Annotated in this window: 23 protein-coding genes and 1 pseudogene; 16 read left to right on the top strand and 8 right to left on the bottom strand. The window is 73.1% G+C overall.

Annotated features, from left to right (window positions below):
- The first annotated feature begins 13 nt into the window (after positions 1–13).
- From E1300_RS09450 to E1300_RS09430, 5 genes are all read left to right on the top strand, one after another.
- Positions 14–1,144 carry an FAD-dependent monooxygenase gene (locus E1300_RS09450; RefSeq protein WP_131756504.1) on the top strand — a complete coding sequence of 377 codons (1,131 nt, stop codon included), beginning with the start codon at positions 14–16 and terminating at the stop codon, positions 1,142–1,144.
- A 25-nt stretch (positions 1,145–1,169) separates the two neighbouring features.
- Positions 1,170–2,108 (top strand): VOC family protein, encoded by a 939-nt coding sequence (locus E1300_RS09445; protein WP_131756503.1) that lies wholly within the window; start codon positions 1,170–1,172, stop codon positions 2,106–2,108.
- A gap of 13 nt (positions 2,109–2,121) precedes the next feature.
- Positions 2,122–3,093, top strand: coding sequence for a fumarylacetoacetate hydrolase family protein (locus E1300_RS51410; RefSeq protein WP_131756502.1), 972 nt, complete (start codon positions 2,122–2,124; stop codon positions 3,091–3,093).
- Positions 3,090–3,848, top strand: coding sequence for an SDR family NAD(P)-dependent oxidoreductase (locus E1300_RS09435; RefSeq protein WP_207399584.1), 759 nt, complete (start codon positions 3,090–3,092; stop codon positions 3,846–3,848). Before E1300_RS51410 ends, E1300_RS09435 begins: the two co-directional genes overlap by 4 nt.
- Before the next feature lie 108 nt (positions 3,849–3,956).
- The gene (locus E1300_RS09430; protein WP_131756500.1) at positions 3,957–5,129 is read left to right on the top strand and encodes an alpha/beta hydrolase family protein; all 1,173 of its coding nucleotides are present in this window, start codon (positions 3,957–3,959) and stop codon (positions 5,127–5,129) included.
- Positions 5,130–5,162: 33 nt separating this feature from the next.
- On the opposite strand, the gene E1300_RS09425 is transcribed toward E1300_RS09430, so the two are convergent.
- The gene (locus tag E1300_RS09425) at positions 5,163–5,756 is read right to left on the bottom strand and encodes a TetR/AcrR family transcriptional regulator (protein WP_131756499.1); all 594 of its coding nucleotides are present in this window, start codon (positions 5,754–5,756) and stop codon (positions 5,163–5,165) included.
- 130 nt (positions 5,757–5,886) lie between these two features.
- Here E1300_RS09425 and E1300_RS09420 point away from each other — a divergent pair, with 130 nt between their 5' ends.
- Positions 5,887–7,089 (top strand): cytochrome P450, encoded by a 1,203-nt coding sequence (locus E1300_RS09420; RefSeq protein WP_207399583.1) that lies wholly within the window; start codon positions 5,887–5,889, stop codon positions 7,087–7,089.
- Positions 7,086–7,319 (top strand): ferredoxin, encoded by a 234-nt coding sequence (locus tag E1300_RS09415; protein WP_131756498.1) that lies wholly within the window; start codon positions 7,086–7,088, stop codon positions 7,317–7,319. Before E1300_RS09420 ends, E1300_RS09415 begins: the two co-directional genes overlap by 4 nt.
- A gap of 30 nt (positions 7,320–7,349) precedes the next feature.
- Here E1300_RS09415 and E1300_RS09410 read toward each other — a convergent pair whose 3' ends face one another.
- Positions 7,350–8,426 (bottom strand): LacI family DNA-binding transcriptional regulator, encoded by a 1,077-nt coding sequence (locus E1300_RS09410; RefSeq protein WP_207399582.1) that lies wholly within the window; start codon positions 8,424–8,426, stop codon positions 7,350–7,352.
- Between the two features lie 232 nt (positions 8,427–8,658).
- On the opposite strand from E1300_RS09410, the gene larE reads away from it, so the two are divergent.
- Together larE and larB are read left to right on the top strand one after the other, a co-directional pair.
- On the top strand, positions 8,659–9,504 hold the full coding sequence (gene larE, locus E1300_RS09405; protein ID WP_131756496.1) for an ATP-dependent sacrificial sulfur transferase LarE: 846 nt from the start codon (positions 8,659–8,661) through the stop codon (positions 9,502–9,504).
- On the top strand, positions 9,413–10,168 hold the full coding sequence (gene larB, locus E1300_RS09400) for a nickel pincer cofactor biosynthesis protein LarB (RefSeq protein ID WP_306440646.1): 756 nt from the start codon (positions 9,413–9,415) through the stop codon (positions 10,166–10,168). The genes larE and larB overlap by 92 nt, the downstream gene beginning before the upstream one ends.
- A 19-nt stretch (positions 10,169–10,187) precedes the next feature.
- Here larB and larC read toward each other — a convergent pair whose 3' ends face one another.
- Together larC and E1300_RS09390 are read right to left on the bottom strand one after the other, a co-directional pair.
- Positions 10,188–11,408: a nickel pincer cofactor biosynthesis protein LarC gene (larC, locus tag E1300_RS09395; protein WP_131756494.1), complete on the bottom strand. Its 1,221-nt coding sequence runs from the start codon at positions 11,406–11,408 to the stop codon at positions 10,188–10,190.
- A complete protein-coding gene (locus E1300_RS09390; RefSeq protein ID WP_131756493.1) occupies positions 11,408–12,634 on the bottom strand; it encodes a lactate racemase domain-containing protein in 1,227 nt (408 codons plus the stop codon). Before E1300_RS09390 ends, larC begins: the two co-directional genes overlap by 1 nt.
- Positions 12,635–12,734: 100 nt before the next feature.
- On the opposite strand from E1300_RS09390, the gene uxaC reads away from it, so the two are divergent.
- Positions 12,735–14,141, top strand: a complete 1,407-nt coding sequence (gene uxaC, locus E1300_RS09385) for a glucuronate isomerase (RefSeq protein WP_131756492.1) — start codon at positions 12,735–12,737, stop codon at positions 14,139–14,141.
- Positions 14,138–15,493: a mannitol dehydrogenase family protein gene (locus tag E1300_RS09380; protein ID WP_207399580.1), complete on the top strand. Its 1,356-nt coding sequence runs from the start codon at positions 14,138–14,140 to the stop codon at positions 15,491–15,493. The genes uxaC and E1300_RS09380 overlap by 4 nt, the downstream gene beginning before the upstream one ends.
- Positions 15,494–15,526: 33 nt before the next feature.
- Here E1300_RS09380 and E1300_RS09375 read toward each other — a convergent pair whose 3' ends face one another.
- Positions 15,527–17,518: a TolB-like translocation protein gene (locus E1300_RS09375; RefSeq protein ID WP_207399579.1), complete on the bottom strand. Its 1,992-nt coding sequence runs from the start codon at positions 17,516–17,518 to the stop codon at positions 15,527–15,529.
- A gap of 266 nt (positions 17,519–17,784) precedes the next feature.
- Between E1300_RS09375 and E1300_RS09370 the strand changes: the two genes are divergently transcribed.
- Positions 17,785–18,369 (top strand): TetR/AcrR family transcriptional regulator, encoded by a 585-nt coding sequence (locus E1300_RS09370; protein ID WP_131756491.1) that lies wholly within the window; start codon positions 17,785–17,787, stop codon positions 18,367–18,369.
- Positions 18,370–18,396: 27 nt separating this feature from the next.
- On the opposite strand, the gene E1300_RS09365 is transcribed toward E1300_RS09370, so the two are convergent.
- The 3 genes from E1300_RS09365 to E1300_RS09355 all read right to left on the bottom strand — a co-directional run bounded on the left by E1300_RS09365 (position 18,397) and on the right by E1300_RS09355 (position 20,749).
- On the bottom strand, positions 18,397–19,203 hold the full coding sequence (locus E1300_RS09365) for an SDR family NAD(P)-dependent oxidoreductase (protein ID WP_131756490.1): 807 nt from the start codon (positions 19,201–19,203) through the stop codon (positions 18,397–18,399).
- A 131-nt stretch (positions 19,204–19,334) separates the two neighbouring features.
- Positions 19,335–20,000 carry a TetR/AcrR family transcriptional regulator gene (locus E1300_RS09360; RefSeq protein WP_131756489.1) on the bottom strand — a complete coding sequence of 222 codons (666 nt, stop codon included), beginning with the start codon at positions 19,998–20,000 and terminating at the stop codon, positions 19,335–19,337.
- 5 nt (positions 20,001–20,005) lie between these two features.
- Complete coding sequence (locus E1300_RS09355) at positions 20,006–20,749, bottom strand: carboxymuconolactone decarboxylase family protein (RefSeq protein ID WP_242619037.1); 744 nt, start codon at positions 20,747–20,749, stop codon at positions 20,006–20,008.
- Between the two features lie 262 nt (positions 20,750–21,011).
- Between E1300_RS09355 and E1300_RS09350 the strand changes: the two genes are divergently transcribed.
- From E1300_RS09350 to E1300_RS09340, 4 genes and pseudogenes are all read left to right on the top strand, one after another.
- Entirely contained in the window at positions 21,012–21,797 is a 786-nt protein-coding gene (locus E1300_RS09350) for an SDR family oxidoreductase (protein ID WP_131756487.1), read from the top strand.
- Positions 21,794–22,039: pseudogene (locus tag E1300_RS53895) on the top strand (SDR family NAD(P)-dependent oxidoreductase); the annotation flags it as partial. The gene E1300_RS09350 and the pseudogene E1300_RS53895, both read left to right, overlap by 4 nt.
- 106 nt (positions 22,040–22,145) lie before the next feature.
- Positions 22,146–22,565, top strand: a complete 420-nt coding sequence (locus tag E1300_RS53350; RefSeq protein WP_278045350.1) for an SDR family oxidoreductase — start codon at positions 22,146–22,148, stop codon at positions 22,563–22,565.
- Between the two features lie 31 nt (positions 22,566–22,596).
- The gene (locus tag E1300_RS09340) at positions 22,597–23,418 is read left to right on the top strand and encodes an NAD(P)-dependent oxidoreductase (protein ID WP_131756486.1); all 822 of its coding nucleotides are present in this window, start codon (positions 22,597–22,599) and stop codon (positions 23,416–23,418) included.
- Positions 23,419–23,439: the final 21 nt, after the last annotated feature.

Here is a 23,439-nt window from a genome sequence, read left to right as displayed (position 1 = left end):
CGAAGGAGTCCCCATGCCCGCTGTGAGCACCGTCCTGGTCGTCGGCGGCGGCCTCGCCGGGACCGCCGCCGCCGTCCACCTCGCCGCACGGGGCGTCGCGGTCGACCTGATCGAAATCAAGCCGCAGGCCGCCGCGCTCGGCTCCGGCATCACGCTCCAGGGCAACGCCCTGCGCGAGCTCCGCTCGCTGGGCGTCTTCGAGGAGGTGCGGCGCAACGGCTACGCCTTCGACGTCACCGGCATCCGCGCGCCCGACGCGGACGGCACCGTCCTCGCCGAGATCCCCGACGCCAGGACCGGCGGGCCCGACCTGCCCGCCGTGCTGGGCATGCCCCGCCCCGAGCTGGCCCGGATCCTGCTCGACCGCGCGACCGCCGTCGGCGTCAAGGTCCGCTACGGGATCACCCACACCGATCTTCGGCAGGACGGCGCGGGCGTGGACGTGACGTTCTCCGACGGCTCGACCGGCCGCTACGACCTGGTCGTGGGCGCGGACGGCATCCGCTCGTGGACGCGGCGCGCGCTGGGCATCGACCTGGAGACCCGGCCGGTCGGCATGGGCATCTGGCGCGCGTTCGGCCCGCGGCCCGCCGCCGTCACCCGCACCGACCTCTACTACGGCGGTCCCTCGTTCATCGCGGGGTACTGCCCCACCGGCGAGGACTCGCTCTACGCCTACATCGTCGAACCGGCACAGGACCGCTCCACGCTGTCACCGGACGAGCAACTCGCCACGCTCAGGGAGCTGGCCGCCGCCTACCACGGTCCCTGGGACGACATCCGCGCAACGCTCACCGATCCCGGCCGCGTCAACTACACCTGGTTCGAGACCCACGTGCTCCCCGCGCCGTGGAACCGGGGCCGGGTGGTCCTGATCGGCGACGCGGCGCACACCTGCCCGCCGACCCTGGCCCAGGGCGGTGCGCAGGCCCTGGAGGACGCCGCCGTCCTCGCCGAGCTGCTGACCGAGCGGCAGGCCGTCGACCAGGACCTCTGGGACGCCTTCCACGACCGGCGCGTCCCCCGGGCGCGGGCCGTCGTGGACGCGTCCAACCAGCTCGCCCAATGGCAGCTCGACCATCGGCCAGGCGACGTCCCGGCCCTCATGCACCGCATCGCCGACCTCGTCAGCCGGCCCGCGTGACCCCGCTCCCGCACAGGAGAGAACCATGCCCGAACGACTGATCACCCACCTGCGGCACGTCGCCCTGGCCGTGCCCGACCACCGCGCGCAGCTCGACTTCTACACCGGCACCTGGGGCCTGAAGGCCGAGCACGACGACACCGGCGTGACGTTCCTGGCCGCCGAGGGCAGCCCGGAGCAGTACGTCGTGCGGCTGCGCGCGTCCGAGGACAAGCGCGTCGACCTCATCTCCTTCGGCGCCGCGAGCGCCGCCGACGTCGACACCCTGGCCGCCCGCCTGGCCGCGGACGGGGTGCGCCTCGTCAGCGAGCCCGCGACGCTCCGGACGCCCGGCGGCGGCTACGGCTTCCGGTTCTTCGACAACGAGGGCCGCACCGTCGAGATCTCCTCCGACGTCGCCGTCCGCACCCACCGGACGATCGAGGAGGGCGAGTCGGTCCCGGTCCGCCTCTCGCACGTCGTCATCAACTCCGCGGACCCCGAGGGCACCCGCGCCTTCTACGAGAGGCACCTGGCCTTCGCGCTGTCGGACACCCTGATGCACCCGCGCATGGGGGAGATGATGTGGTTCATGCGGATCAACAGCTGGCACCACAGCCTGGCGATCGCGCGCGGCCCGCACCCCTCGCTGCACCACGCCAGCTTCGAGCTCCGCGGCCTGGACGAGTACATGCGCGGCACCGGCCGGGTGCTGCGCGCCGGCGTGGAGAAGATCTGGGGCCCCGGCCGCCACCTGGCCGGCAACAACACCTTCAGTTACTTCCTCGACCCGTCCGGCAACACGATGGAGTACACGACGGAGCTGGAGCGCGTCGACGAGGACACCTGGCACCCCCACCTCTATGACTTCTCCCAGCCCGAGGTGTCCGACCAGTGGGGCACGGCGAACGCGATGAACGAGTTCGTCGCGCAGCGGTCCTTCAACGACCCGGACAAGGGCCTGTTCGTGGCTCCGCCGGTCTGATCGGAGCCGGACCATGCGCTTCGCCACCTGGGAATCCGGCGGACGCGTGCGGGCGGGCGCCGTCAGCGGCGCCGGCCTGCACCCGCTCCCCGACGGCACGACCGTGCTCGGCCTCGTCCGCGCCGGGCTCCCCGCCGCCCTGCGGGCCGGGACCGCGGCCCTGGACGGGCCGGCCGTGCCGCTGGACGACCGCGTCCGGCTTCTGCCGCCGCTGATGCCGCCGACCGTGCGCGACTACGTCGCCTTCGAGGAGCACGTCGAAGGCGTCCGCAAGAGCATCGACGGGGTCGGCGGCGTCCCGCCGGAGTGGTACGACGCCCCGACCTTCTACTTCACCAACCCCTACGCCGTCACCGGCCCGTTCGACGATGTGCCCGTCCCGCCCGGATCACAGCGGTTCGACTTCGAGCTGGAGGTCGCCGCCGTCATCGGACGCGACGGCGCGTCGCTCACCCCCGAGCAGGCCCGCGAGCACGTCTTCGGCTACACGGTCATGAACGACTGGTCCGCCCGCGACCTCCAGGCCCGCGAGATGAAGGTCAACCTCGGGCCCGCCAAGGGCAAGGACTCGGCGACCACCCTCGGCCCGTGGCTGGTCACCGCCGACGAGCTGGAGTCCCGCCGCGACGCCGACGGGTTCCTCGCCCTCGACATGCGGGTCTCGGTGAACGGCGCCGAGGTCGGCCAGGACCTGCTGAGCAACATGGGCTGGCCGTTCGAGGACCTCGTCGCCTACGCGTCCCGCGGTACCCAGGTCCGCGCGGGCGACGTCATCGGCTCGGGCACCTGCGGCAACGGCGGATGCCTGGCCGAGCTCTGGGGCCGCCGAGGCGAGCTGGACCCACCGCCGCTACAGCCGGGCGACGTCGTCGAGATGACCGTGGAAGGCATCGGCACCATCCGCAACCGCGTCGTGGCGGGCGACGACCTGCCGCCCGTCCGTCCCGCCAGGCCCCGGCCGGGACACCGGAAGCGCGAGCCGTGAGCGGACGAACCGCGGGCAAGGTCGTCGTGGTCACCGGGGCCGGCCGGGGGCAGGGCGCCGCCGAGGCGCGCCTGCTGGCCGCCGAAGGCGCCACCGTCATCGGCTGCGACCTCACCCCCGGACCGGCGGAGGACCTGGCCGGCGCGGAGTACCGGCGGCTCGACGTCACCGACGCGGCCGGCTGGGCGTCGCTCGCCGCCGACCTCGGCGCCCGGTACGGCCGCGTCGACGGGCTGGTCGCCAACGCCGGCATCACCCACCGGGCCCGCGTGACCGGCCTCGACCCCGCCGACCTGGCGCGCGTCACCGAGGTCAACGTCGCCGGGACACTGCTCGGCGTCCAGGCGCTGACGCCGCTGATGCCCGCCGGGGGCTCGGTCGTGGTCGTCGGATCGGTCGCCGCGCTGACCGGGCACTACGCCGCCGCCTACACGGCGAGCAAATGGGCGCTGCGCGGCCTGGCCAAGGCCGCCTGCCTCGAACTCGGCCCGCGCGGGATCCGCGTCAACACCGTCCACCCCGGCTACATCGAGACGCCGATGACCGCCTCGGCCGCGCCCGCGTTCCGGGACGCCAACGTCGCCGAGACCCCGCTCGGCCGCACCGGCACCGCCGAGGAGGTCGCGCCGCTGGTGCTGTTCCTGATCAGCGACGAGGCCTCGTTCATCAGCGGCGCCGAGATCCCCGTCGACGGCGGGCTGACCGCCCACGGCGGCGTCCGGTCGATCAGCGACGCGGTACGGGGCCCGGCATGACCGCCCGCCCGGCCCGCGAGATCGCCCGGTGCGCACTGTTCCCGGCCTCCGACGAGGCCTCCCACGTCACCGGGCTCGCTGAGCCCGCCACCTGCTGAAAGGACGACCGTGTTCGAGTACTTCCCCGGCAACTACGTCTGGAATCTGGGCGTGGTCGCCACGCTGAACTCCGGCGGCCTCATCGACGAGGTCGACCGCGCCTGCCGGCCGATCCGCGAGGCCGCCGCCCGGGGCGAGGACGCCGGCACCGCGGACTTCCTGCGCGCCTGGACCGCGCTCACCGACCAGCTCGCCGCCCAGGCCGAAGCCGCCGAGAAGGCCGGCCACACCCGCACCGCGGGGCGGCTCTACGCGCGCGCGACGAACTACCTGTGCCAGGCCGAGCGGATGCTGTCCAACTCCGACCCGAACCGCCTGCCCGCCTACCGGCGGGTCCTCGACCTCCAGCAGAAGGCCTTCGACCTCAAGGACGGCGGACGCGTCACCCGCGTCGCCGTCCCCTACGAGGGCACCGCCCTTCCGGCGTACTTCAGCGCCGCGCCCGCCACCGCGGACGGTCCCGCGCCGGCGATCGTGCTGGTCAACGGCCTGGACTCCACGAAGGAGCACCAGTACTCCTCCGGCCACTGGGAGGAGCTCGCGGCCCGCGGCATCTCCTGCCTCATGCTCGACCAGCCCGGCAGCGGCGAAGCCCTCCGGCTGCAAGGGCTGACCGCCCGCATCGACGCCGAGGCGTGGGGCTCGGCCGCGTTCGACTGGCTCGCCGCCCGTCCCGACGTCGACTCCGCCCGCATCGGCATCGTCGGCTGGTCGCTCGGCGGCTACTACGCCCCTCGCGTCGCCGCCTTCGAGCACCGGTACGCCCTCGTCGTCGCGTGGGGCGCCAACCACAACTGGGGCGCCGTCCAGCGCCGCCGCCTCGAACGCGAAGGCGAGCGGCCCGTGCCGCACTACTGGGAGCACGTCCTGTGGGTGTGGGGCCACACCGACCTGCGCGAGTTCATCGACTTCGCCGACGGCGTCCACCTCGACGGCGCGGTCGAGCGGATCACCGCGCCGTTCCTCATCGCCCACGGCGCGAACGACCGGCAGATCCCCGTCCGGTACGCCCACCGCTCCTATGACCAGGCGGTCAACTCCCCGAAACGCGAGCTGCGGATCTTCACCCCGGAGGAGGGCGCCACCGAGCACATCGGCCTGGACCACCTCCCCCACGTCAGCACCTTCATCGCCGACTGGGTGACCGACACGTTCACCGAACTCGGCAAGGCGGCCTCCTGAACGCCCCGCCGCGCACCCGACGACCCGGTCGGTTCAGGCGTCGTCAGCAGGGTCGTCGAAACGGCGGAGGATCTGCTCGACCAGCTCGCCGGTCTCCGCGTGGCCGACGGTCAGCCCCATGGCCTTCTCCATCACCAGCACGCGAGAGAGCATCGTGGTCAGGACGACGACGGCCATGGGCGAGAGGCCGCGGAGGTCGATGCGTCCTTCCGTGGCCGCCTCGGCGAGGGAGTCGAGCTGCGCCCGCCGGTAGCGCTCGGCCTGGGCGGCGATCTCCGCCCGGATCGACTTGCGGTGGTTGCTCAGCGCCATGAACTCCTCGGTGATCAGGGCGGCGCGGGGGCGGTTGCCGAGTTTCCAGAGGGCGCGCAGGGGGTTCGGGGATGCGAGGGCGCGGCGCTGCCGCCTGATCTCCTCGTCGGCGCCCCGGCGCAGAACGGCCAGGTACAGCTCGTCCAGGGTCGTGAAGTAGTAGAGGACCAGCGGCGGCGTGACGCCGGCCTCGCGCGCCACCCGCCGGATCCCGACGGCGGCGTACCCCTCGTCGAGCATCAGCCGTTCGGCGATGTCGAGCAGGCGGCGGCGGGTCTCGGCGCTCCCGGTGGCCTTGCGGCCGGGCGATGTCATGCCCCCATCCTCCCTTGACGGCCTCCCCGGAGCGATGTTAAACACTTGTTCAGCATTTGAACAGTCGTTAAACGTCCACCCGGGCGAGGCCCGTCCGTGACGAGGCCGTCCGTCGCAGGAGGTGTCGTGCGTGAACGCTGCCGATGAGCTGTACTGGGACCCCTACGACCATTCCTTCGTGGTCGACCCCTATCCCCTGTTCAACCGGATGCGCGAGGAGTCGCCGGTCTACCGCAACGAGCGGTACGACTTCTACGCGGTGACCCGTTTCGCCCACGTCCAGCGCGGCCTGGCCGACTGGCGGACCTTCTCGTCCGCGCGCGGCGACATCCTCGAACTGATCCAGTCGGGTGTCGAGCTTCCCCCGGGCACGCTCATCTTCGAGGACCCGCCGGTCCACGACGTCCACCGCCGCCTGCTCGCCCGCGTCTTCACCCCGCGCCGGATCGCCACCCTCGAACCCCAGGTGCGCGCCTTCTGCCGGCGGGCGCTGGAACCGGTGACCGGCGCCGACCGGTTCGACCTCGTCGAGGCCGTCGGCGCCGAGATGCCGATGCGCGTGATCGGGATGCTCCTCGGCATCCCCGAGGCCGACCAGCCCGCCTTCCGCGACCGGACCGACTCCGCGCTGAGCACCGAAGGGCGCGGCAGGATGGAGGTGCGCGAGAAGGAGGACTTCGGCGCCGAGCAGTTCCGCGACTACATCCAGTGGCGCAAGGAGCATCCGTCCGACGACCTCATGACCGAGCTCATGAACGCCGAGTTCGAGGACGAGAACGGCGTCCGGCGCACGCTCACCGACGAGGAGGTGCTCACCTACTGCACGGTGGTCGCCGGTGCGGGGAACGAGACGACCGGACGCCTGATCGGCTGGTTCGGCGCGCTCATGGCCCGCTATCCCGAGCAGCGCCGCCAGCTGGCAGCCGATCCGTCGCTCATCCCCGGTGCCATCGAGGAGATCCTGCGGTTCGAGCCGACCGGCCCGTTCACCGCGCGCTACGTCGTCCAGGACGCCGAGTTCCACGGCCGGACCGTCCCGGCGGGCAGCGCCATCCTCTTCGTGCAGGCCGCGGCCAACCGCGACCCCCGGCGCTTCCCCGACCCCGACCGGTTCGATATCCACCGCGTCACCCAGCACATGACCTTCGGGGTCGGCGCCCACTACTGCCTCGGGGCGGCGCTGGCCAGGCTGGAGGGCCGCGTGGCGGCGGAGGAGATCCTCAAGCGGTTCACCGACTGGGACGTGGACTGGAACGCCGCCGAGCTCGCGCAGACCTCGACCGTCCGCGGCTGGAAGACCCTGCCCCTGGTCGTCGAGGGGACGCGCCGATGAGCGGCCGCTGGAACGTCAGCGTCGACCGGCGCGTCTGCGCCCGCACGGGCCTGTGCGCCGCTTCCGCACCCGCCCAGTTCGAGCTGGACGAGACCGGGCAGAGCCATGCCCGGGCCGAGACGACGGCCGGGTCGGACGAGGTCATGGAGGCCGCCGAATCGTGCCCGGTCGAGGCGATCGCCATCAGCGACGCCGAGACCGGCGAACCGCTCTTCCCGCCGGAGTCCTGAGCGCGGCGCCCACGAGACGGGTCACGGTGATCATCTGGCATCCGTCGTCGCCGTGCGCGCGGGCCTCGCCGACAGGGGATGGCGGCGGCGGGCGGTGGAGTCGCGGACCACGAGCCTGACCGGCAGCGGGACGCCCGGTCCGGTGCGCGAAGGGGCGCCGGCACGCGCCGCGACGACGGCGTTGACCGCGTCACGCCCCTGGACGCGCAGCGGAGCGGCGACGGTGGTCAGGCGGGGAGTGACGAGCTGGGCGGGGAGGATGTTGTCGTGGCCGACCACGCTGATCTCCTCGGGCACGCTGTGCCCGGCGGCCTGGAGGGCGAGCATGAGGCCGATGGCGACCTGGTCGTTGTAGGCCACGACGGCGGTCGGCGGTTCGGGGCCGAGGGCGGTCGCCGCCTCCTGCCCGCCCGCGATGGTGGGAGGGAAGGGGCCGGTGCGCTGGACCCGTAGTCCGGCTTCGGCGGCCGCCTCGCGGAGGCGGCGCCAGCGCATGCCGTCCGCCCACGAGGCCTCCGGTCCGGCCACGTAGGTGAGGGCGCGGTGGTCGTGCTCGGCGAGGTGCCGGACGACGAGGCGCATGCCGAGCGCGTTGTCCTGGACGAGGCTCGGCACGTCCGCGACCTGCCGGTTCAGCACCACCGTGGGACGCTGCTTGGCCGTCATGCGGATCGCCGAGTCCGACATGCGGGTCCCGGCCAGGATGACGCCCTCGACGATCGGCAGTGCCCGCTCCAGGCCGTCGCGCTCGCGCCGGTCGCTCTCGTGGGCGTCGAGGAGCAGCACGACGAGGCCCGCCTCGGCCGCGGCGGCCTCCGCGCCCCGGATGATCTCGGCGTAGACCGGGTTCGTCACGTCCGACACCACCAGCGCGAGCAGCGACGTGCGGCCCGTCGGCAGCGCCGAGGCCAGCGGGTTCATCCGGTAGCCGAGGTCCGCGGCGACCTGCCGGATCCGCTCGGCGGTCGCGGCGTTGACCCGGCCTGGCCGGGAGAAGGCCCGGGAGACGGTCGAGGCGGCGACCCCGGCCGCCGCGGCGACGTCGTAGATCGTCGGCGGCCTGGACGGGACGTCCCGGGCGGCCGGTTCGCGCTTCCGATCGGCCACGCGCCCTCCCCCGCCCTCGTCCGGTCCGCCATCAGGGTAAGGCGCTCGGCGGCAACAGATGGCAACCGCTTGCCGCCGGTCGGGACCGGGCGGTTGGTTGGAGTGGTCCGGGAGAAGCGGGGGTCGCTCGCGCGTGCGGTCCTGGGTAAGGAGTCCGGCATGGCGCGGCTCGTCGCCGCGGGAGACCGAGGACGTCGTGCCGGCGCCCGGGCCGGCGGAGTGGGAGTACACCATGCTTGCGCCTCTGACCGGCGAAGACGCCGAGACGGCCGACCGTGTCGGCGCATCGCTGCGCACGCCCGGACGGCTGGCCGTGGCCTTCTCCGGCGGCGTCGACTCCTCGGTGCTGCTGGCGCTGGCGGTGCGCACGTTGGGCCCCGGCCGAGTGATCGCGGTGCTGGGCGTCTCGCCCAGCCTGGCCGAGGACGAGCGGGTGGGGGCCCATCGTGTCGCCGCGCACATCGGTGCCCGGCTGATCGAGGTCGCCACCTACGAGGGGGAACTGCCCGCCTACCGCGCCAACGGCCCCGACCGCTGCTACCACTGCAAGAACGAGCTGTTCGTGCGCATCTCCACCGAGGTCGCGGCGGCGCACGGCATCACCGCGGTCGCCTATGGAGAGAACGCCGACGACGTCCAGCGTCCCGACCGTCCGGGCGCCAGGGCGGCCGTGGAGCACGGGGTGCTGCGCCCGCTGGCCGACGCCGGGCTGGACAAGGCGGCGGTGCGCCGGATCGCGGCGGCGCTCGGCCTCCCCTGCGCCGACAAGCCCGCCGCCCCGTGCCTGGCCTCGCGCGTCCCGCACTTCTCCGAGGTGACTCCGCGCAAACTGGCGCAGGTGGAGCGGGCTGAGCACGCCTTGCGGGAGCTGGGCTTCGAGGAGTGCAGGGTCCGGCACCACGGCGAGATCGCCAGGATCGAGGTGCCGGTCTCGCAGATCGCGCGGCTGGCCGGGGAGTCGCGCGAGGAGGTCCTGGACGCGGTGCGTGGCGCGGGCTTCCGCATGGTCGCCGTCGATCTGGCCGGCGTCCAGTCGGGCGCCTTCACCCTGCCGCTGGTGGAGGTCCGGCGTGGATGAGCGGTGGCGTCCGCCCGACGTCTTCGCACGCCTGGATCATGATCGGGTGGCGCGCCGCGGATATCCGGAGGCGGTCTACTGCGAGGGGAAGACGGCCGGCCAGGTGCGGGCGATCGCCGCCGCGCTGCGCGAACGCGGCGACGCGGTGGCGCTGTTCACCCGAGCCGGTCCCGAGCACGCCCGGGTGATCCTGGAGGAGCTGCCCGGGGCCCGCAGCGAGCCGGACGCGCGGCTGCTGGCCTGGCCGCCCGCCCCGCCCGAGCCCTCCGGAGGCCGGGTAGTCGTGCTGGCCGCGGGCACGTCCGACCTGCCGGTGGCCCGGGAGGCCGAGCTCACCGCCCGCTACCTGGGCCGCCCGTGCGAGCTGTTCGCGGACGTCGGCGTGGCCGGGCTGCACCGGGTGCTCGGCGTGCTGGAACCGCTGCGCGCCGCCCGCGCCGTGGTGGTCGCCGCGGGGATGGACGGGGCGCTGCCGAGCGTGGTGGCGGGGCTGATCCCGGCTCCGGTGGTGGCCCTTCCCACGTCCGTCGGGTACGGCGCGGCCTTCGGCGGCCTGGCGCCGCTGCTGTCGATGCTGAACGCCTGCGCGCCCGGCGTGGCCGTCGTCAACATCGACAACGGCTACGGCGCGGGCCACCTCGCCGCCCAGATCGCCGCGCCCTGACCCGGTCGGCGCGGGCGGGTCAGGCGGGCGGGTCCGTCGCCAGGTCCGGAGGTGCCGGGGCGCCGTGCGCCAGGCCCGCCGCGTGCGCCGCCGCGACCGCGGCGTCCAGCACCGCCCGTACGGGCAGGTCGTGGCGGGCCGCCAGCCGCGCGGCGTGCTCGAACTCCGGGGTGGCCTGGACGATCGCGCCGTCCAGATGGCCGATCTTGATCGGCAGGCGGGCGCCGAGGACGTCGGTGTGGGCCCAGCCCCGCTCCAGCGCGGTCTTGCGGGCCGGATGCTCGCGGACGCCCAAGGTGCTGGTCAGGCGGAACATCGCCGCACGCAGCGCATCGGCCCGTCCGGGCGGCGACAGCACGCACAGGGTGTGCGCGGGGCGGCCCTTCTTCATCAGGATCGGCACGAGCCAGGCGTCGGACGCTCCCGCCTCCAGGAGCGCGGACAGAACGCCCGGCCAGGCACGCGGGTCCAGGTCGTCGATGTTGGCCTCCAGCACCACGGCCTCGGCGGTGCCCGGTTCCGCCGTGGGAGTGCCGAGGAGCACGCGGACGACGTTCGGCCTGCCCGGGGTGTCGCGGCTGCCCGCGCCGACGCCGGTGGTGTGGAGGCGCATGGCGGGCAGCGGGGAGCACCGCCCGGCGAGGACGGTCACCAGCGCCATGCCGGTCGGGGTGGCCGACTCGCCTTCGCCGCCCGCGAAGATGTCCCATCCGGCCGCGAGCTCCGCCACGGCGGGCACGGGCACCGGGAGCCGACCGTGCGCGGTGGCGACCCGTCCCGATCCGACCGCCACCGGACCGGCGGACACGTCCGTCGCGCCCAGATCGTGCAGCGCCGCGCAGACGCCGACGATATCGGCGATCGAGTCCCATGCGCCGACCTCGTGGAAGTGGACGTCCTGCACATCGGTGTCGTGGACGCGTGCCTCGGCCTGGGCGAGGCGGGCGAAAACCGCGACGGCGCTCTCGCGCACCGGTCCGGGCAGCGCCGCCGCGGCGAGCAGCGCCTTCACGTCGCGCCACGTCCGGTGCGCGTGGTCACGGCGCTCGGGGACCACCCGGACCAGCGTCGCGCGCATCCCGGCGCGCCGCACCTGCTCGGGAATCAGCCTTACCTCGCCGGGAACGACCGCGTCCACCGCCGCGCGGACGGCCGGGAGCCCGGCGCCGGCGTCGAGGAGCGCGGCGAGGAGCATGTCGCCGGCGACGCCGCAGGACGCGTCGATCCACGCGGCGCGCATCAGCGGAGCCGGAACAGGACCTCGCCGGCCTGCGGGACGACGAAGGTGCCGGGGTCGGCGGCGAGCACGTCGAGGTCGACTCCGGCCGGATCGAGGTACTCCAGGTTGGCCCGGCGGACGACATCCTCGGGGATACCCGTCGCCAGCGTGACCGTCACGCGGCAGCGCTCGCCGTGCTCGGGATCGTACGTGCCCGCTCCGCGCAGGTGCGTGGAGTGGGCCAGGACGCTCCAGTGCAGGTGCTTGAAGCGGTCCCACTGCCGGGTGAAGTAGTCGCGGCAGTGGTAGCCGACCCGCTCGATCTCCGGATGGGTCGCGGAGATGGTCGTGACGTGCGGCGCGTAGAGGACCACCTCGCCGCCGTCGGCGACGACGGGCTCCACCTTGTAGAAGCCCTTGGCGGCCGTCCACATGTCGCCGTACTTCTCGGGGATCACCGACACGACCCGCTCGACCGGCGCGTCCAGGTAGCGCACATGGGCGGCGGCCGAGACCTCGGCCGCCTCGGCCCAGGCCTCCTCCGGCGTCCCGAAGGCCATCGCGTGCAGCTCGTCGGAGCCGGAGCGGACCACCACGCACAACGCCAGCCGCCGCGCGGGGACGAGGGCGGCCGCCTCGTCGATGAGCGCCCGGACCGGGGTGGTGCCGCGCGTCCCGATGATCTCCGCGCTGGTGATGAGCGCGCCGAGCCAGTGCGACAGGTCGATGATCTCGGTCCCGGCGACACCGGGGAAGAAGTACTTGTTGCCGCCGGAGAACCCGACCACCTCGTGCGGGAACACCGGGCCCACGACCAGCGCCACATCGTGCTCGGCGACCGCCCGGTTGAGCCGCACGTCCACGTCCTGGCGCAGGAGCCCGCCCGACAGCTCGGCCACCCGGTCCGCGCCGATCGTCCCGACCGAGACGAACGTGGACGGCTCCCACCAGGCGTGGTTCAGCACGGTCATGCCCGGCAGGGCCGGAGCGTGGGCCGCCAGCTCGGCGTCGCTCATGGGGGCGTGCGTGCCCAGCGCGACCAGCACGGTCAGCCGGGTGACGCGGCCGTGCAGCGCCCCGTGCACCGCCGACAGGAGCAGCGGCAGCGGGCAGGTCCGGGTCGCGTCGGGCACGATCACGCAGACGCTCCGGCCGTCGAGGTCCTCGGCGGCCAGCCGGGCGGCGACGAACGCCCGGACGTCCTCCCCGCCGAGCACCGTCCCGGCGTCTCCGATCCGCTGCGTCATGCCGCCACGCCATCACGGCGGCGACCGTCGCGGCAAGTCGGCGCGGCAACACTTGGCAACCGATTGCCACGGCGGTCCGGTGCAGGCCAGCATGCGGGTCATGCCGTCCCAGCCCCATCCCGACCGGCTCCTGCCCGCCGATCCGCGGGTGCGCGCCGTCGCCCGCGAGCTGTACCGGTCCGTGCGCGCGCTGCCGATCGTGTCGCCGCACGGCCATGTAGACGCGCGGCTGCTGGCCGAGGACGGGCCGTTCCCCGATCCGGCGACCCTGCTGGTCACGCCCGACCACTACGTCACCCGGCTGCTGCACGCCGACGGCGTCCCGCTGGGCGAGCTCGGCGTGGGGCAAGGAAGCCTGGACGAGCGGCAGGCACGGCAGGTGTGGCGGAGGGTCTGCGAGCACTGGACGATCTTCCGCGGGACACCGGTCGCCTCCTGGCTGGAAGCGCAGCTCGCCGAGATCTTCGGCGTCACCGACCGCCTCTCGTCCGCGACCGCCGACGCCACCTATGACGCGATCGCCGCGCGGCTGGCCGAACCGGACTTCCGTCCCCGCGCGCTGTTCCGGCGCTTCGGCATCGAGGTGCTGGCCACCACCGACGACCCGTGCGACGACCTGACAGCGCACCGGGCCCTGGCCGACGACCCCGCCTGGACGGCACGGGTCCTCCCCACCTTCCGTCCGGACCGCTACCTGGAGCCCGGTGACCAGGGCTGGAGGGACGCGGTGATGCGGCTGGGCGAGGTGTCCGGGATCGACACGTCCGGCTATCGGGGGTACATCGACGCTGTGGAGGCTCGGCGTCGCCACTTCATCGACCACGGCGCCACCTCCGCCGACCACAGCCATGCCGATCCGCGCACCGACCCGCTGACCGAGGCCGAGACGTCCCGCATCTACCGCGATGCCCTGGCCGGGCGAGCCACCGAGGCCGAGACCACCGCATTCCGCCGCCACATGCTGCTGGAGATGGCCCGGATGTCATGCGAGGACGGTCTCGTCATGACGCTGCACCCGGCCGTGCGGCGCAACCACCACACGCCGACGCTGCGCCGCTACGGGCCCGACACTGGTCACGACATCCCGCTGCGCGCCGAGTTCACCGACGCGCTGCGTCCCCTGCTGGAGCGGTACGGCACGGCCCACGGTTTCCAGCTCGTCCTGTTCACGGTCGACGAGACCGTGTTCTCCCGCGAGATCGCGCCACTGGCCGGCTTCTACCCGTCGGTCTACGCGGGCGCGCCCTGGTGGTTCTTGGACGCGCCCGACGCCGTCCGCCGGTTCCAGCGCGCGGTCACCGAGACGGTCGGCTTCTCCCGCACGTCCGGCTTCGTGGACGACACCCGCGCGTTCTGCTCGATCCCCGCCAGGCACGACATGTCGCGCAGGCTGGACTGCGGCTTCCTCGCCGAGCTCGTCGCCGAGCACCGGCTCGACCTGGACGAGGCCGCCGAGGTCGCGGCCGAACTGGTCACCGCCAACCCCCGAAGGGCCTTCAAGCTGTGACGCGGCCCCTCACCCGCGCGGCGCTCGGCCGTCCGGCGGCGGCGGTGCGCATCCTCCACCTCGGGCTGGGCGGCTTCTTCCGAGCCCACCAGGCCTGGTACACCGAGCACGCGCCGGACGCCGCCGACTGGGGCATCGCCGCCTTCTCCGGCCGCAGCACCGCGCTCGCCGCGCGGCTCGCCGCCCAGGACGGGCTCTACACCGTGGTCACGCGGGGTCCCGCGGACGATCACTTCGAGGTGGTCGGTTCGCTCGCGGCGGCGCATCCCGGGAGCGACCACGCCGCCTGGCTGGCCCACTGGCGGCGTCCCGAGCTGGCCGTGGTCACGCTGACCGTCACGGAGGCCGGCTACACCCGCGGCTCCGGCGGGCATCTCGACACCGCGCTGCCGCAGGTCTGTGCCGACCTCGAAGCGCTGCGCGCCGACGCCACGGCTCCGGTCGGGACCATGGCCGCGAGGGTCCTGGCCGGTCTGGCGGCGCGGCAGCGGTCGGGCCTCGGCCCGGTGGCGATCGTGCCCTGCGACAACCTGCCGGGCAACGGCCCATTGACGGCGGACGTACTCGCCGAGCTGGCCGATGCGCTCGGCGGCGGCCCATGGCGGACGGCCGCCGCCCACGCCTCCTACGTCACCACCATGGTCGACCGTATCACCCCCTATTCGGCGCCCGAGGACGCCGCCGCCGTGGCGGCCGCCACGGGCTGGGCCGACACCGCACCGGTGGTCACCGAGCCGTACACCGAATGGGTGCTCAGCGGGACCTTCCCCGCCGGACGCCCCGCCTGGGAGGACGCGGGCGCCCGGTTCGTCACCGACATCGCGTCCCACGAGCACCGCAAACTGTGGCTGCTGAACGGCGGCCACTCGCTTCTCGCCTACGCCGGACCGCTGCGCGGGCACGGCACCGTCGCCGAAGCGGTGGCGGACCCGCTGTGCCGCGCCTGGCTTGAGGAGTGGTGGCAGGAGGCCGGCGCACACCTCGGCCTTCCCGGCCGGGAGCTGGCGGACTACCGGGCCGCGCTGCTCGAACGGTTCTCCAACCCGCGGATCCGCCACACCCTCGCCAAGATCGCCGAGGACGGCTCCCAGAAGCTGCCCGTGCGGGTCGTCCCGGTGCTGCTCGCCGAGCGGGAGCGCGGTGCCATGCCGTCCGGTGGCGTCCGCTTGGTCGCCGCCTGGCTGCTGCAGCTGCGCGGCGCGGGCGCCCCGGTGCAGGACACCGCGGCCCCATCGACCACCGGCACCCTCGCGGACGGTGCGCGCTCGGCCTTGACCGCCCTCGACGTCCGGCTGGGACACGACACCGCTCTGATCGAAGCCGTCACCACACAAGCTGAACAGATCATGTGACCGGCGCAAGGCCCGGAGCGACGGCCACCTGTGTCAGGTTCCGTTGGCGGGCTGCTCGTAGACGTGGCCGTTGACGGTGGTGGTCAGCGCGCGGGTCGCCTGGAAGATGTTCGTCAGGACATCGATCGTCAGGTGGAACCCGTCCGGGCTGGTCTTCTTGGTCGCGCGCCCGGTGCCCGTCTGAACCAGGTCGGAATACCAGTCGAGCTTGTTCAGCGTGGGCCCCGCGTTGGTCGACGTGACGCTCTCGGTGCCGTTGAGGACGTGGACCGCGTCGTCGGAGTAGCGGGTGTAGCGGACGGCGATGGTGCTGATCGCGGTGCGGGCCGGGTTCTCGGTGATGGTGACCTTCGCCGACCCGAAGGCCTTACCGCGCAGGGTGTAGGTGCCCTGCCGCGGATAGGGGCGGTCAGGGACCGGAGTGCCGGGGACGTACGGGGTTCCCCAGGGCACGGTGTCGGAGATCGGCGCGACGCGGCGCGGCCGGAGCGGTACGCGGCCGGTCAGCCGGGCGATCATCATGCGGGCCGTGCGCCCGCCGGGTTCGGTCGAGGTCTCGCACGGCAGCGGGTTGGCGCCGCCGCACGCGGGCGGCACGGCGAGGGCCTGCCAGTAGGCGACGGCGGTGCCGTCGGGCGACCAGCGCGGGTCGGCCATCCCGTTCCAGTTGGGGTCGTTGACCGCGCCCGGCCCGCCGTTCCCGGCGGCGTTGAGCCGCTGCCCCTGGTAGGAGCCGCGGTCGCCGTACCGGTCGATGAGGTAGGGCTGGAAGAACCGCCGCGCGCCGTTGTTGCGGGTGGACGACACGGCGCTGGAGGTGATCAGGTCGGTGATCGGCGGGACGTCCCGCATGCCGGCCAGGAACATCTGCCGGTCGGTGCCACGGGTGTCCATGACGACCGTCCACCTGTCGTCGGGCGAGCTGTCGACCGGGTCGGTGTACTCGGGGTTGCTGGTCAGGCGCCGGACCCTGCCGGTCTGCAGGTCCGCCGCGAACACGTCGATGTTGGACGACTCGGCCGGGTGCCCGATGTAGATGACCTCCCTGCCGTCCTTGGTGAAGCCCCGAAGTTCGCCGACCGAGATCGCCTTGGCGTTGACGCGCAGCTCGCCCGGACGCCGGGGGTCGGCGCTGATCGGCTGCGCTCGCGGGTCCGGGTCGAACAGGCGCGTGACCTTCTCCAGGTCGTAGCGCGGCACCCGCGGGGAACCGGTCTTCGGCGCCGGATCGAACCTGAGCCTGCCGAGGTAGCCGAACTGGCCGAGCTTGCCGTTGGCGTAGGTGAAGCTGTTGAACCCGAGATGCTCGTTGTCGGGGTGCAGGCGCAGCTCCCGGATGTCGCCGCCTGGACCGGAGCCGTCGGCGGCGGTGTTCCAGCGAATCGGATGGATGTGGACGCGGCCGGGCGTGCACGCCCGGTCGGTGAGGCGGTAGGGCGAGCAGTCGATGACGTTGGTCCCGGCGAGCACGCGCTTCCCATCGGCGAACGGCTGGGGGTAGTCGAGCGCGGCCGAGCGTCCGGCGGCGTTGGCGTCCGGAACACCGCAGGTCACGCACTTCCAGGGATCGCCGCCGGGGAAGGCGCCGCCGTCGGTCTTGACGATGATCAGCTGCTGGCCGGTGTAGACGCTCGCGGGGTCCGGAGCGGCGGGCGCTCCGGTGAAGGCGACGGTGGCGGTGACATGGTCCCCGTCGGGGAGGAATCCGCCCGACTGGAGCCCGGTGGAGACGCCGATGCATCCCGTCCCACGAGGATTGACCGAACGGGTGCACGAGCCCGCCGCCGTACTCGGCGCGACCGGTGGGAGGGGCAGCTCGCCGACCTTGACGGGTTCGGGTCTGGGAGCGGGCGGCCAGATGCGCCCCGGCGGGAAGCCGGGCGCAGCGACCTGCGCGTCCGGCGTGATCGCCGCTAGGGACGCGGGCGACCACCAGGCAGTCCCCGCACCCAGTACGGTGGCCAGCGTCGCGGCCGCGCAGCGGCGTGGCCAGTGTCCGTTGCGGCCGGCAAGGCGTTGGATCACCACAGCTGTCCCTTCCAGGCGTTGCCGCTCTGCACGCGGCCTCCTCCAGGAGGGCGCCTCCGCGCCGGTCACCATGGGTTCGGCCGACAGCGGACGGTGACCGGAGCAGGGGGCCAGGAGGCGGATAATCAGTTCGCGAACCGTCCGGGGGGCGACGGGAGCACAGCGACGGCAGCACGCATTTCCCGCCGCCGCACGCCGATCAGACTTTGCACTTAACGACTGTTTAACAGCTTGCCTCGCAGGCGTCAAGGAGAGAGACCGGAATGGCCGCACCACGCCGCATGGGAACGGAGAGCTCGAAGACGCGGGCACTGCTGCTGGACATCGCCGAGCGACTGATGCTCGAAGAGGGCTACGCCGCCGTGGGCATTCGCCGTGTCGCGCGGGAGGCCGACGTGGCGCCCGCCCTGGTCCTGTACTACTTCAAGACCCTGGACGACCTCTTCGTGGCCATGCTGCGCAGGCGCTCCGAGCAGGAGCTCAAGGCGCAGGAGAAGGCGCTGGGCGGCGAGCGGCTGCTCCGTTCCCTGTGGGAGTACAACAGCCATCCGGCCGGAGCGGCGCTGAACACCGAGTTCATCGCGCTGTCGAATCACCGCAAGGCGATCCGCGCCGAGGTCATCGCCTATGCGGAGAAGGCGCGCGAAATCCAGCGGAAGGCCGTCAGCGAATATCTGAGGGCCCGGGGAATCGACCTTCCCCCATTGGCGATCACGGTCCTGATATCGACGGTCTCGCGCGCGATCGTCATGGAGGACGCCATGGGACTGACCGTGGGGCACACCGACGTCCTGGCCCTGATAGACGAGTACCTGGACCGGATCGAGCAGGCCCCCTCCGCGTCCTAGGCGGCCCACGAGCGTGTGCGGGCATGGTCAGGCGGTGTCGCCGCCGTCGGCCAGCAGGGTGCTGCCGGTCATGAAGGCCGACAGGTCGGAGGCGCAGAACAGCACCACCCGGGCGATATCGTCCGGGACGCCGCCGCGCCCGATCGGACCGGTCGCCATCAGGTCGGTCGGGAGGTCGTCGAGGTCGAAGCCAGCGGCCGCGGCGGCGAGCCTGTTCCCCTCCGTGGGCACGTACGTCGGCGCCACGCCGAGCACGCGGATCCCCGACGGCGCGAGCTCCAGGGCCAGCTCCCGGGTGAGGCCGCGCGCGGCGTGCTTGGACGCGACGTAGGCGGCCAGCCCCGGCGCGCTGCCCCGGAACCCGGCGGTCGAAACGATGTTGACGATGACACCGCCCGCACCGGCCATGCACCGCGCGGCCTCGCGCGCGCCGAGGAAGACACCCCGGGCGTTGACGGCGAACACCTCGTCCCATGCGTCCTCGCTCATCTCCAGCAGGGGGACGCTCGGGAAGACACCGGCGTTGTTGACCCAGATCTCCAGCCCGCCGAGTTCGGAGACGGAGCGGTCGGCCGCCGCGGCCACGGACTTGCCGTCGGCGACGTCCATGGCGGCACCGGTCGCGCGCACGCCGTACCGTCCCGCCAGGTCCGCCGCCACGGCGGCCGCGGAGCCCTCGTCGATGTCTCCGATCACCAGGTCGGCGCCCGCCTCGGCCAGCCGCGCGGCGATCGCCCTGCCCAGCCCGCGGCCCCCGCCGGTCACGACGGCCCTGCGCCCCCGGAGGGAGAGCAGGTCGGCCAGGGGCTTGGCGGAGACGTCAGGGACGGGCATAGGGCTCTCCTCTTCCCAGGCGGCAGCCGCCCCGGCCTCGGCTCCGGAAGGCCGCCGGCCGACGCACATGGTTCGCCGACCACGTTGAACACTTGTTCAGCATAGCGGCGACCCAGCGCCGCCACCACCGGTCACAGGAGCGGCGGCCCGTCCCCCTCGGACGCCTCGTCGAGGACGGCGCGAGCGACGGGTGACGCGGGGGCCTGGAGGAACCCGACCAGGCCGTCCAGGAGATCCGCGACGTGCACGGCGAAGGGCAGGACCGGATAGCCGACGACCTGGGCGTGCTCCCGGTTCGACGCGGAGTCCACGCCGAAGGCGACCGCCTGGCTGATGCGGTGCGCGCGCAGGGGCTCGGGAATGTCCGGGAGCAGCGCCGCGACCTGCTCGTAGAACTCGCGCGTCGACGCCCTGAACTCGTCGGAGAGCCGCTCGAAGACGTCCCGGCGCCCATGGTGCCGCAGCATGTTGACGAAGGTCAGGTAGTGGCTGCCCTTCTGCTCCCCCTGCTCCAGGATCGGGAGCACGTAGCACAGCACCCACGCCCGGAGGTCGTGTGGCCGGTGCTGCGCGACGAGTATCCTGCGGCGCTCGTAGAGGCCCGGCAGCCGGTACTCGAAGATGGCCTGGAGCAGGCTGTCCTTCGTCCCGAAGTGGTACTGCACGGCGGACTTGTTGCCGTTGCCCGCCTCGGCGCCGATCTGGCGGAGCGACACCCCCTCGATGCCGTGCCGGGCGAACAGGCGCTCGGCGGCGAGGATGATCTGCGCCTTGCTCGACGGGGCAGGCAGGGACATGGCGGTCATGCCGGCTCGGCCGACCGGCCATCGCGGCGAGCCCATATCGCGTCCGCGGTACTCCCCAGCGCCTCGGCCTTGGCGAAACCGTAGTAGGCGGCGAACTGGAGCACGATCTCGTCCATCTCGCCCTTGGTGACGTCCCCCGATTCGAGTGCCGCGCCGACATGCGACCGCAACGGCATGGGCGAGTCATCGATGGCGACGCAGGCCACGGTGATGATGCGCCGCTCGCGGCGGCTGAGCCCGGGCCGCTGCCAGACGTGCCCGAACACGAAGTTGAGGATGCCGGCATGGATGTAGGGAGTCTCGGGTCTCGGTGCCGGAATGAGGTTCACGTCGACGAATTCCTGCACTCCGCGCTTGAGCCGCTGAGTCCAGTCGCTGGGGCCGAGCGTCGCGTCGTCCAGCAGAGGGAACTCTCCGCTTTCCGCACCGCGCTCTTGCTGGATTCTCGCCCACTGCCGGCGGACCACGCCTTCGATGTGCGACGCCTTCGGCCAGCCGCAGTAGACGGCGAAATGGAGCACGAATTCGAGCATCGCCTCCAGCCCGATGTCCCCGCTGTTGAGCGCCGCGTACACGTGCTCGTCGATCGGCTCGGGCGCGTCCGCCGCGCCGACGCAGGTCAGCGTCACCCAGCGGCGGTCGCGTCGGCTCAGCCCGGGGCGCGGCCACACCGCGCCGAAGACGAAGTCGCGGGCCGCAACCTGGAGCGGCGTCGCGGGCGGGGGCGCCGCACACGTCATGACCTCGCGATACGTCCGCTCGGGAACCGTTTCGCCCATGCGCTTCTCCCCTGCGGCCCTGGAGGTGATCCGAGTGCCCCGACTGTAAGTCGCATGACTCCCCATTTCAAGCCGTCGTCATCAGATTAAGGCGCTTGACTTCGGAGTCGGCTCATGTTGTGATGCGAAACGTTGCCGGTAGGAACGTTCTCCGAACAGGCAATGAACCTCTCGCATCACGTGACCGGACCGCGAACCGGCCCCTCGAAAGTGGTGAGCGCCTATGAGCATCGAACTGGACGACGCCGTCGCGGTCATCACGGGAGCGGGCAGCGGCATCGGCCGCGCCGCCGCGCACGCCTTCGCCGCACGCGGAGCGCGCGTCGTGGTCACCGACATCGACGGCGACCGCGCGGCCACCGTCGCCGCCGAGCTCGGAGCCCGCGGCACCGGCGCGACCTGCGACGTCACCGAACTCCGCGACCTTGAGGCCGTGCGCGACCTGGCGCTCGACCGGCACGGCCGCGTCGACCTGGTCATGAACAACGCCGGCGTCCTCGCCGTCGGCCCGGTCGAGGCCATCCCCGTCGAGACGTGGCAGCACGTCATCGACGTCAACCTGCTGGGCATCGTCCGCAGCAACCTCGTCTTCCTGCCCCTGCTGCTGGAGCGGGGCCGGGGTCACGTGGTCAACACCGCCTCGACGGCGGGACTGCTGCCCTACGGATACGACCGCCTGCCCTACACGGCGACCAAGCACGCGGTCGTCGGGCTGTCCGAGGCGCTCGCGCTGTATCTGCGGCCGCGCGGCATCGGCGTCTCCTGCCTGTGCCCGGCCGGGGTCGCCACCAACATCGTCGAGCAGATCACCTTCCACGGCGAGCCGGCGCCGCCGCACGGGCCGGGCTTCCCCGTCCTCGACGCCGGAACCGTCGGCGAGATCGTCGCCGACGGCGTCGCCGCGGACCGTTTCCTCATCCTCACCGCGCCCGAGGCCGCCGACGAGCTCCGCGAGCACGGAGCCGACGTCGACGGCTACCTGTCCCATCTCCTCAAGGAAGCGCCATGAGCACACTCGACCGACTGCGCCTGGACGGCAAGGTCGCCATCGTCACCGGCGGCGCCGGAGCCATCGGCCAGGTCTACGGCCGCGCGCTGGCCGAGGCCGGCGCGGCGGTGCTGCTGGCCGACCTCGACGGCGACGGCTCCGAGCGGGCCGCCGCGGCCCTGGCCGCCGACGGCCTCCAGGCCACCGCCGTGCAGGCCGACATCACCGACCGGGCGTCGACGGCCGCGATGGTCGAGTCCGCGGTCGCCGCGCACGGCGGCGTCGACATCCTCGTCAACAACGCCGCCGTCATGGCCGAGATCCCCCAGCGACCTCCTCGACCTCCCGCCCGACTGGTTCGACCGGGTGATGCGGGTCAACGTCCTGGGCGCCATCCTGTGCGCGAGGGCGGCCAAGGCGTCCATGGTCGAGCGCGGCGCCGGACGGATCATCAACCAGGTGTCCGCCGGGGCCTTCATGGGCGGCGGCATCTACGGGATCAGCAAGCTCGCGCTCGTCAGCGTCACCGTCGGCCTCGCCCGCTCGCTCGGACCGCTCGGCATCAACGTGAACGCCATCGCCCCCGGCCTGGTGGAGAACGAGCCCGGGATGCGGAGCCTGCCCGCCGACCACCCCGCGCGCGCCGCGCTCGCGGCGGCCATCCCCGGCAAGAAGCAGGCGCCCGCCGAGGACCTGCTCGGCACCCTGCTCCTGCTCGCCTCCCCCGCCGGCGACTGGATCAACGGCCAGACGATCAGCGTGGACGGCGGCTGGGTCATGCGGCTGTGAGACCGCGCACCACATCGAAGGGAGGCGCTCGATGACGCGCGTCGGTTTCATCGGGCTCGGCAGCCAGGGCGGCCCGATGGCACGCCGCATCGCGCAGGAGCGGCACGACCTGACGATCTGGGCCCGGCGTCCAGCGTCGACCGCTCCCTTCGCGGACACCGCCGCCTCGGTGGCGCCGACTCCGGCCGACCTCGGCGCGGCGAGCGACGTGGTCGGCGTCTGCGTCGTCGCCGACGCCGATGTGGAGGACGTGCTCCTGCGGCCCGACGGAGTACTCGCCGGAATGTCCCCTGGAGGAGTCGTCGCGATCCATTCCACCGTCCACCCCGATACCTGCCGTCGCCTCGCCGACCGGGCCGCCGAACGCGGCGTCGCCCTGGTCGACGCGCCGGTCAGCGGCGGAGGCCAGGCAGCCGCACAACGCAGGCTGCTCGTCATGGTCGGCGGAGCCGAGAAGGACGTCGTGCGATGCCGTCCCGTCTTCGACGCCTTCGCCGACCCCGTGATCCACCTGGGTCCGCTGGGAAGCGGCCAGCTGGCGAAGCTGCTGAACAACTTCGTGTTCACCGCACAGATCGCCATGGCGCTCGACACCTTCTCCCTCTCCGACGCCCTCGGCATGGACCGGGCGGCGATGGCGGACGTCCTGGCCCACGGCAGCGGCGGCAGCCGGGCCGCCGCGATCCTCGCCGCCTCGGGCTTCGACACCACCGGCCTGCGGCAGGCCGCGCCGCTCCTGCGCAAGGACGTCGGCATCATGCTCGACCTCGTCCGCGCGAACGGCGTCCCGCGGCCCGCCGCGCTCACGGAACTCACCGAGACGGCCCTGAAAGCGCTCGGGCGGCGTCCTTGACGAGCCGACGGCGGGACGGCG

Origin of the sequence: Actinomadura fibrosa, assembly GCF_900659615.1 — a bacterium.
GTDB lineage: Bacteria > Actinomycetota > Actinomycetes > Streptosporangiales > Streptosporangiaceae > Spirillospora > Spirillospora fibrosa.
The sequence above is the reverse complement of the archived record's forward strand: the minus strand, read 5'-3'. Positions and strand labels throughout refer to the sequence as shown.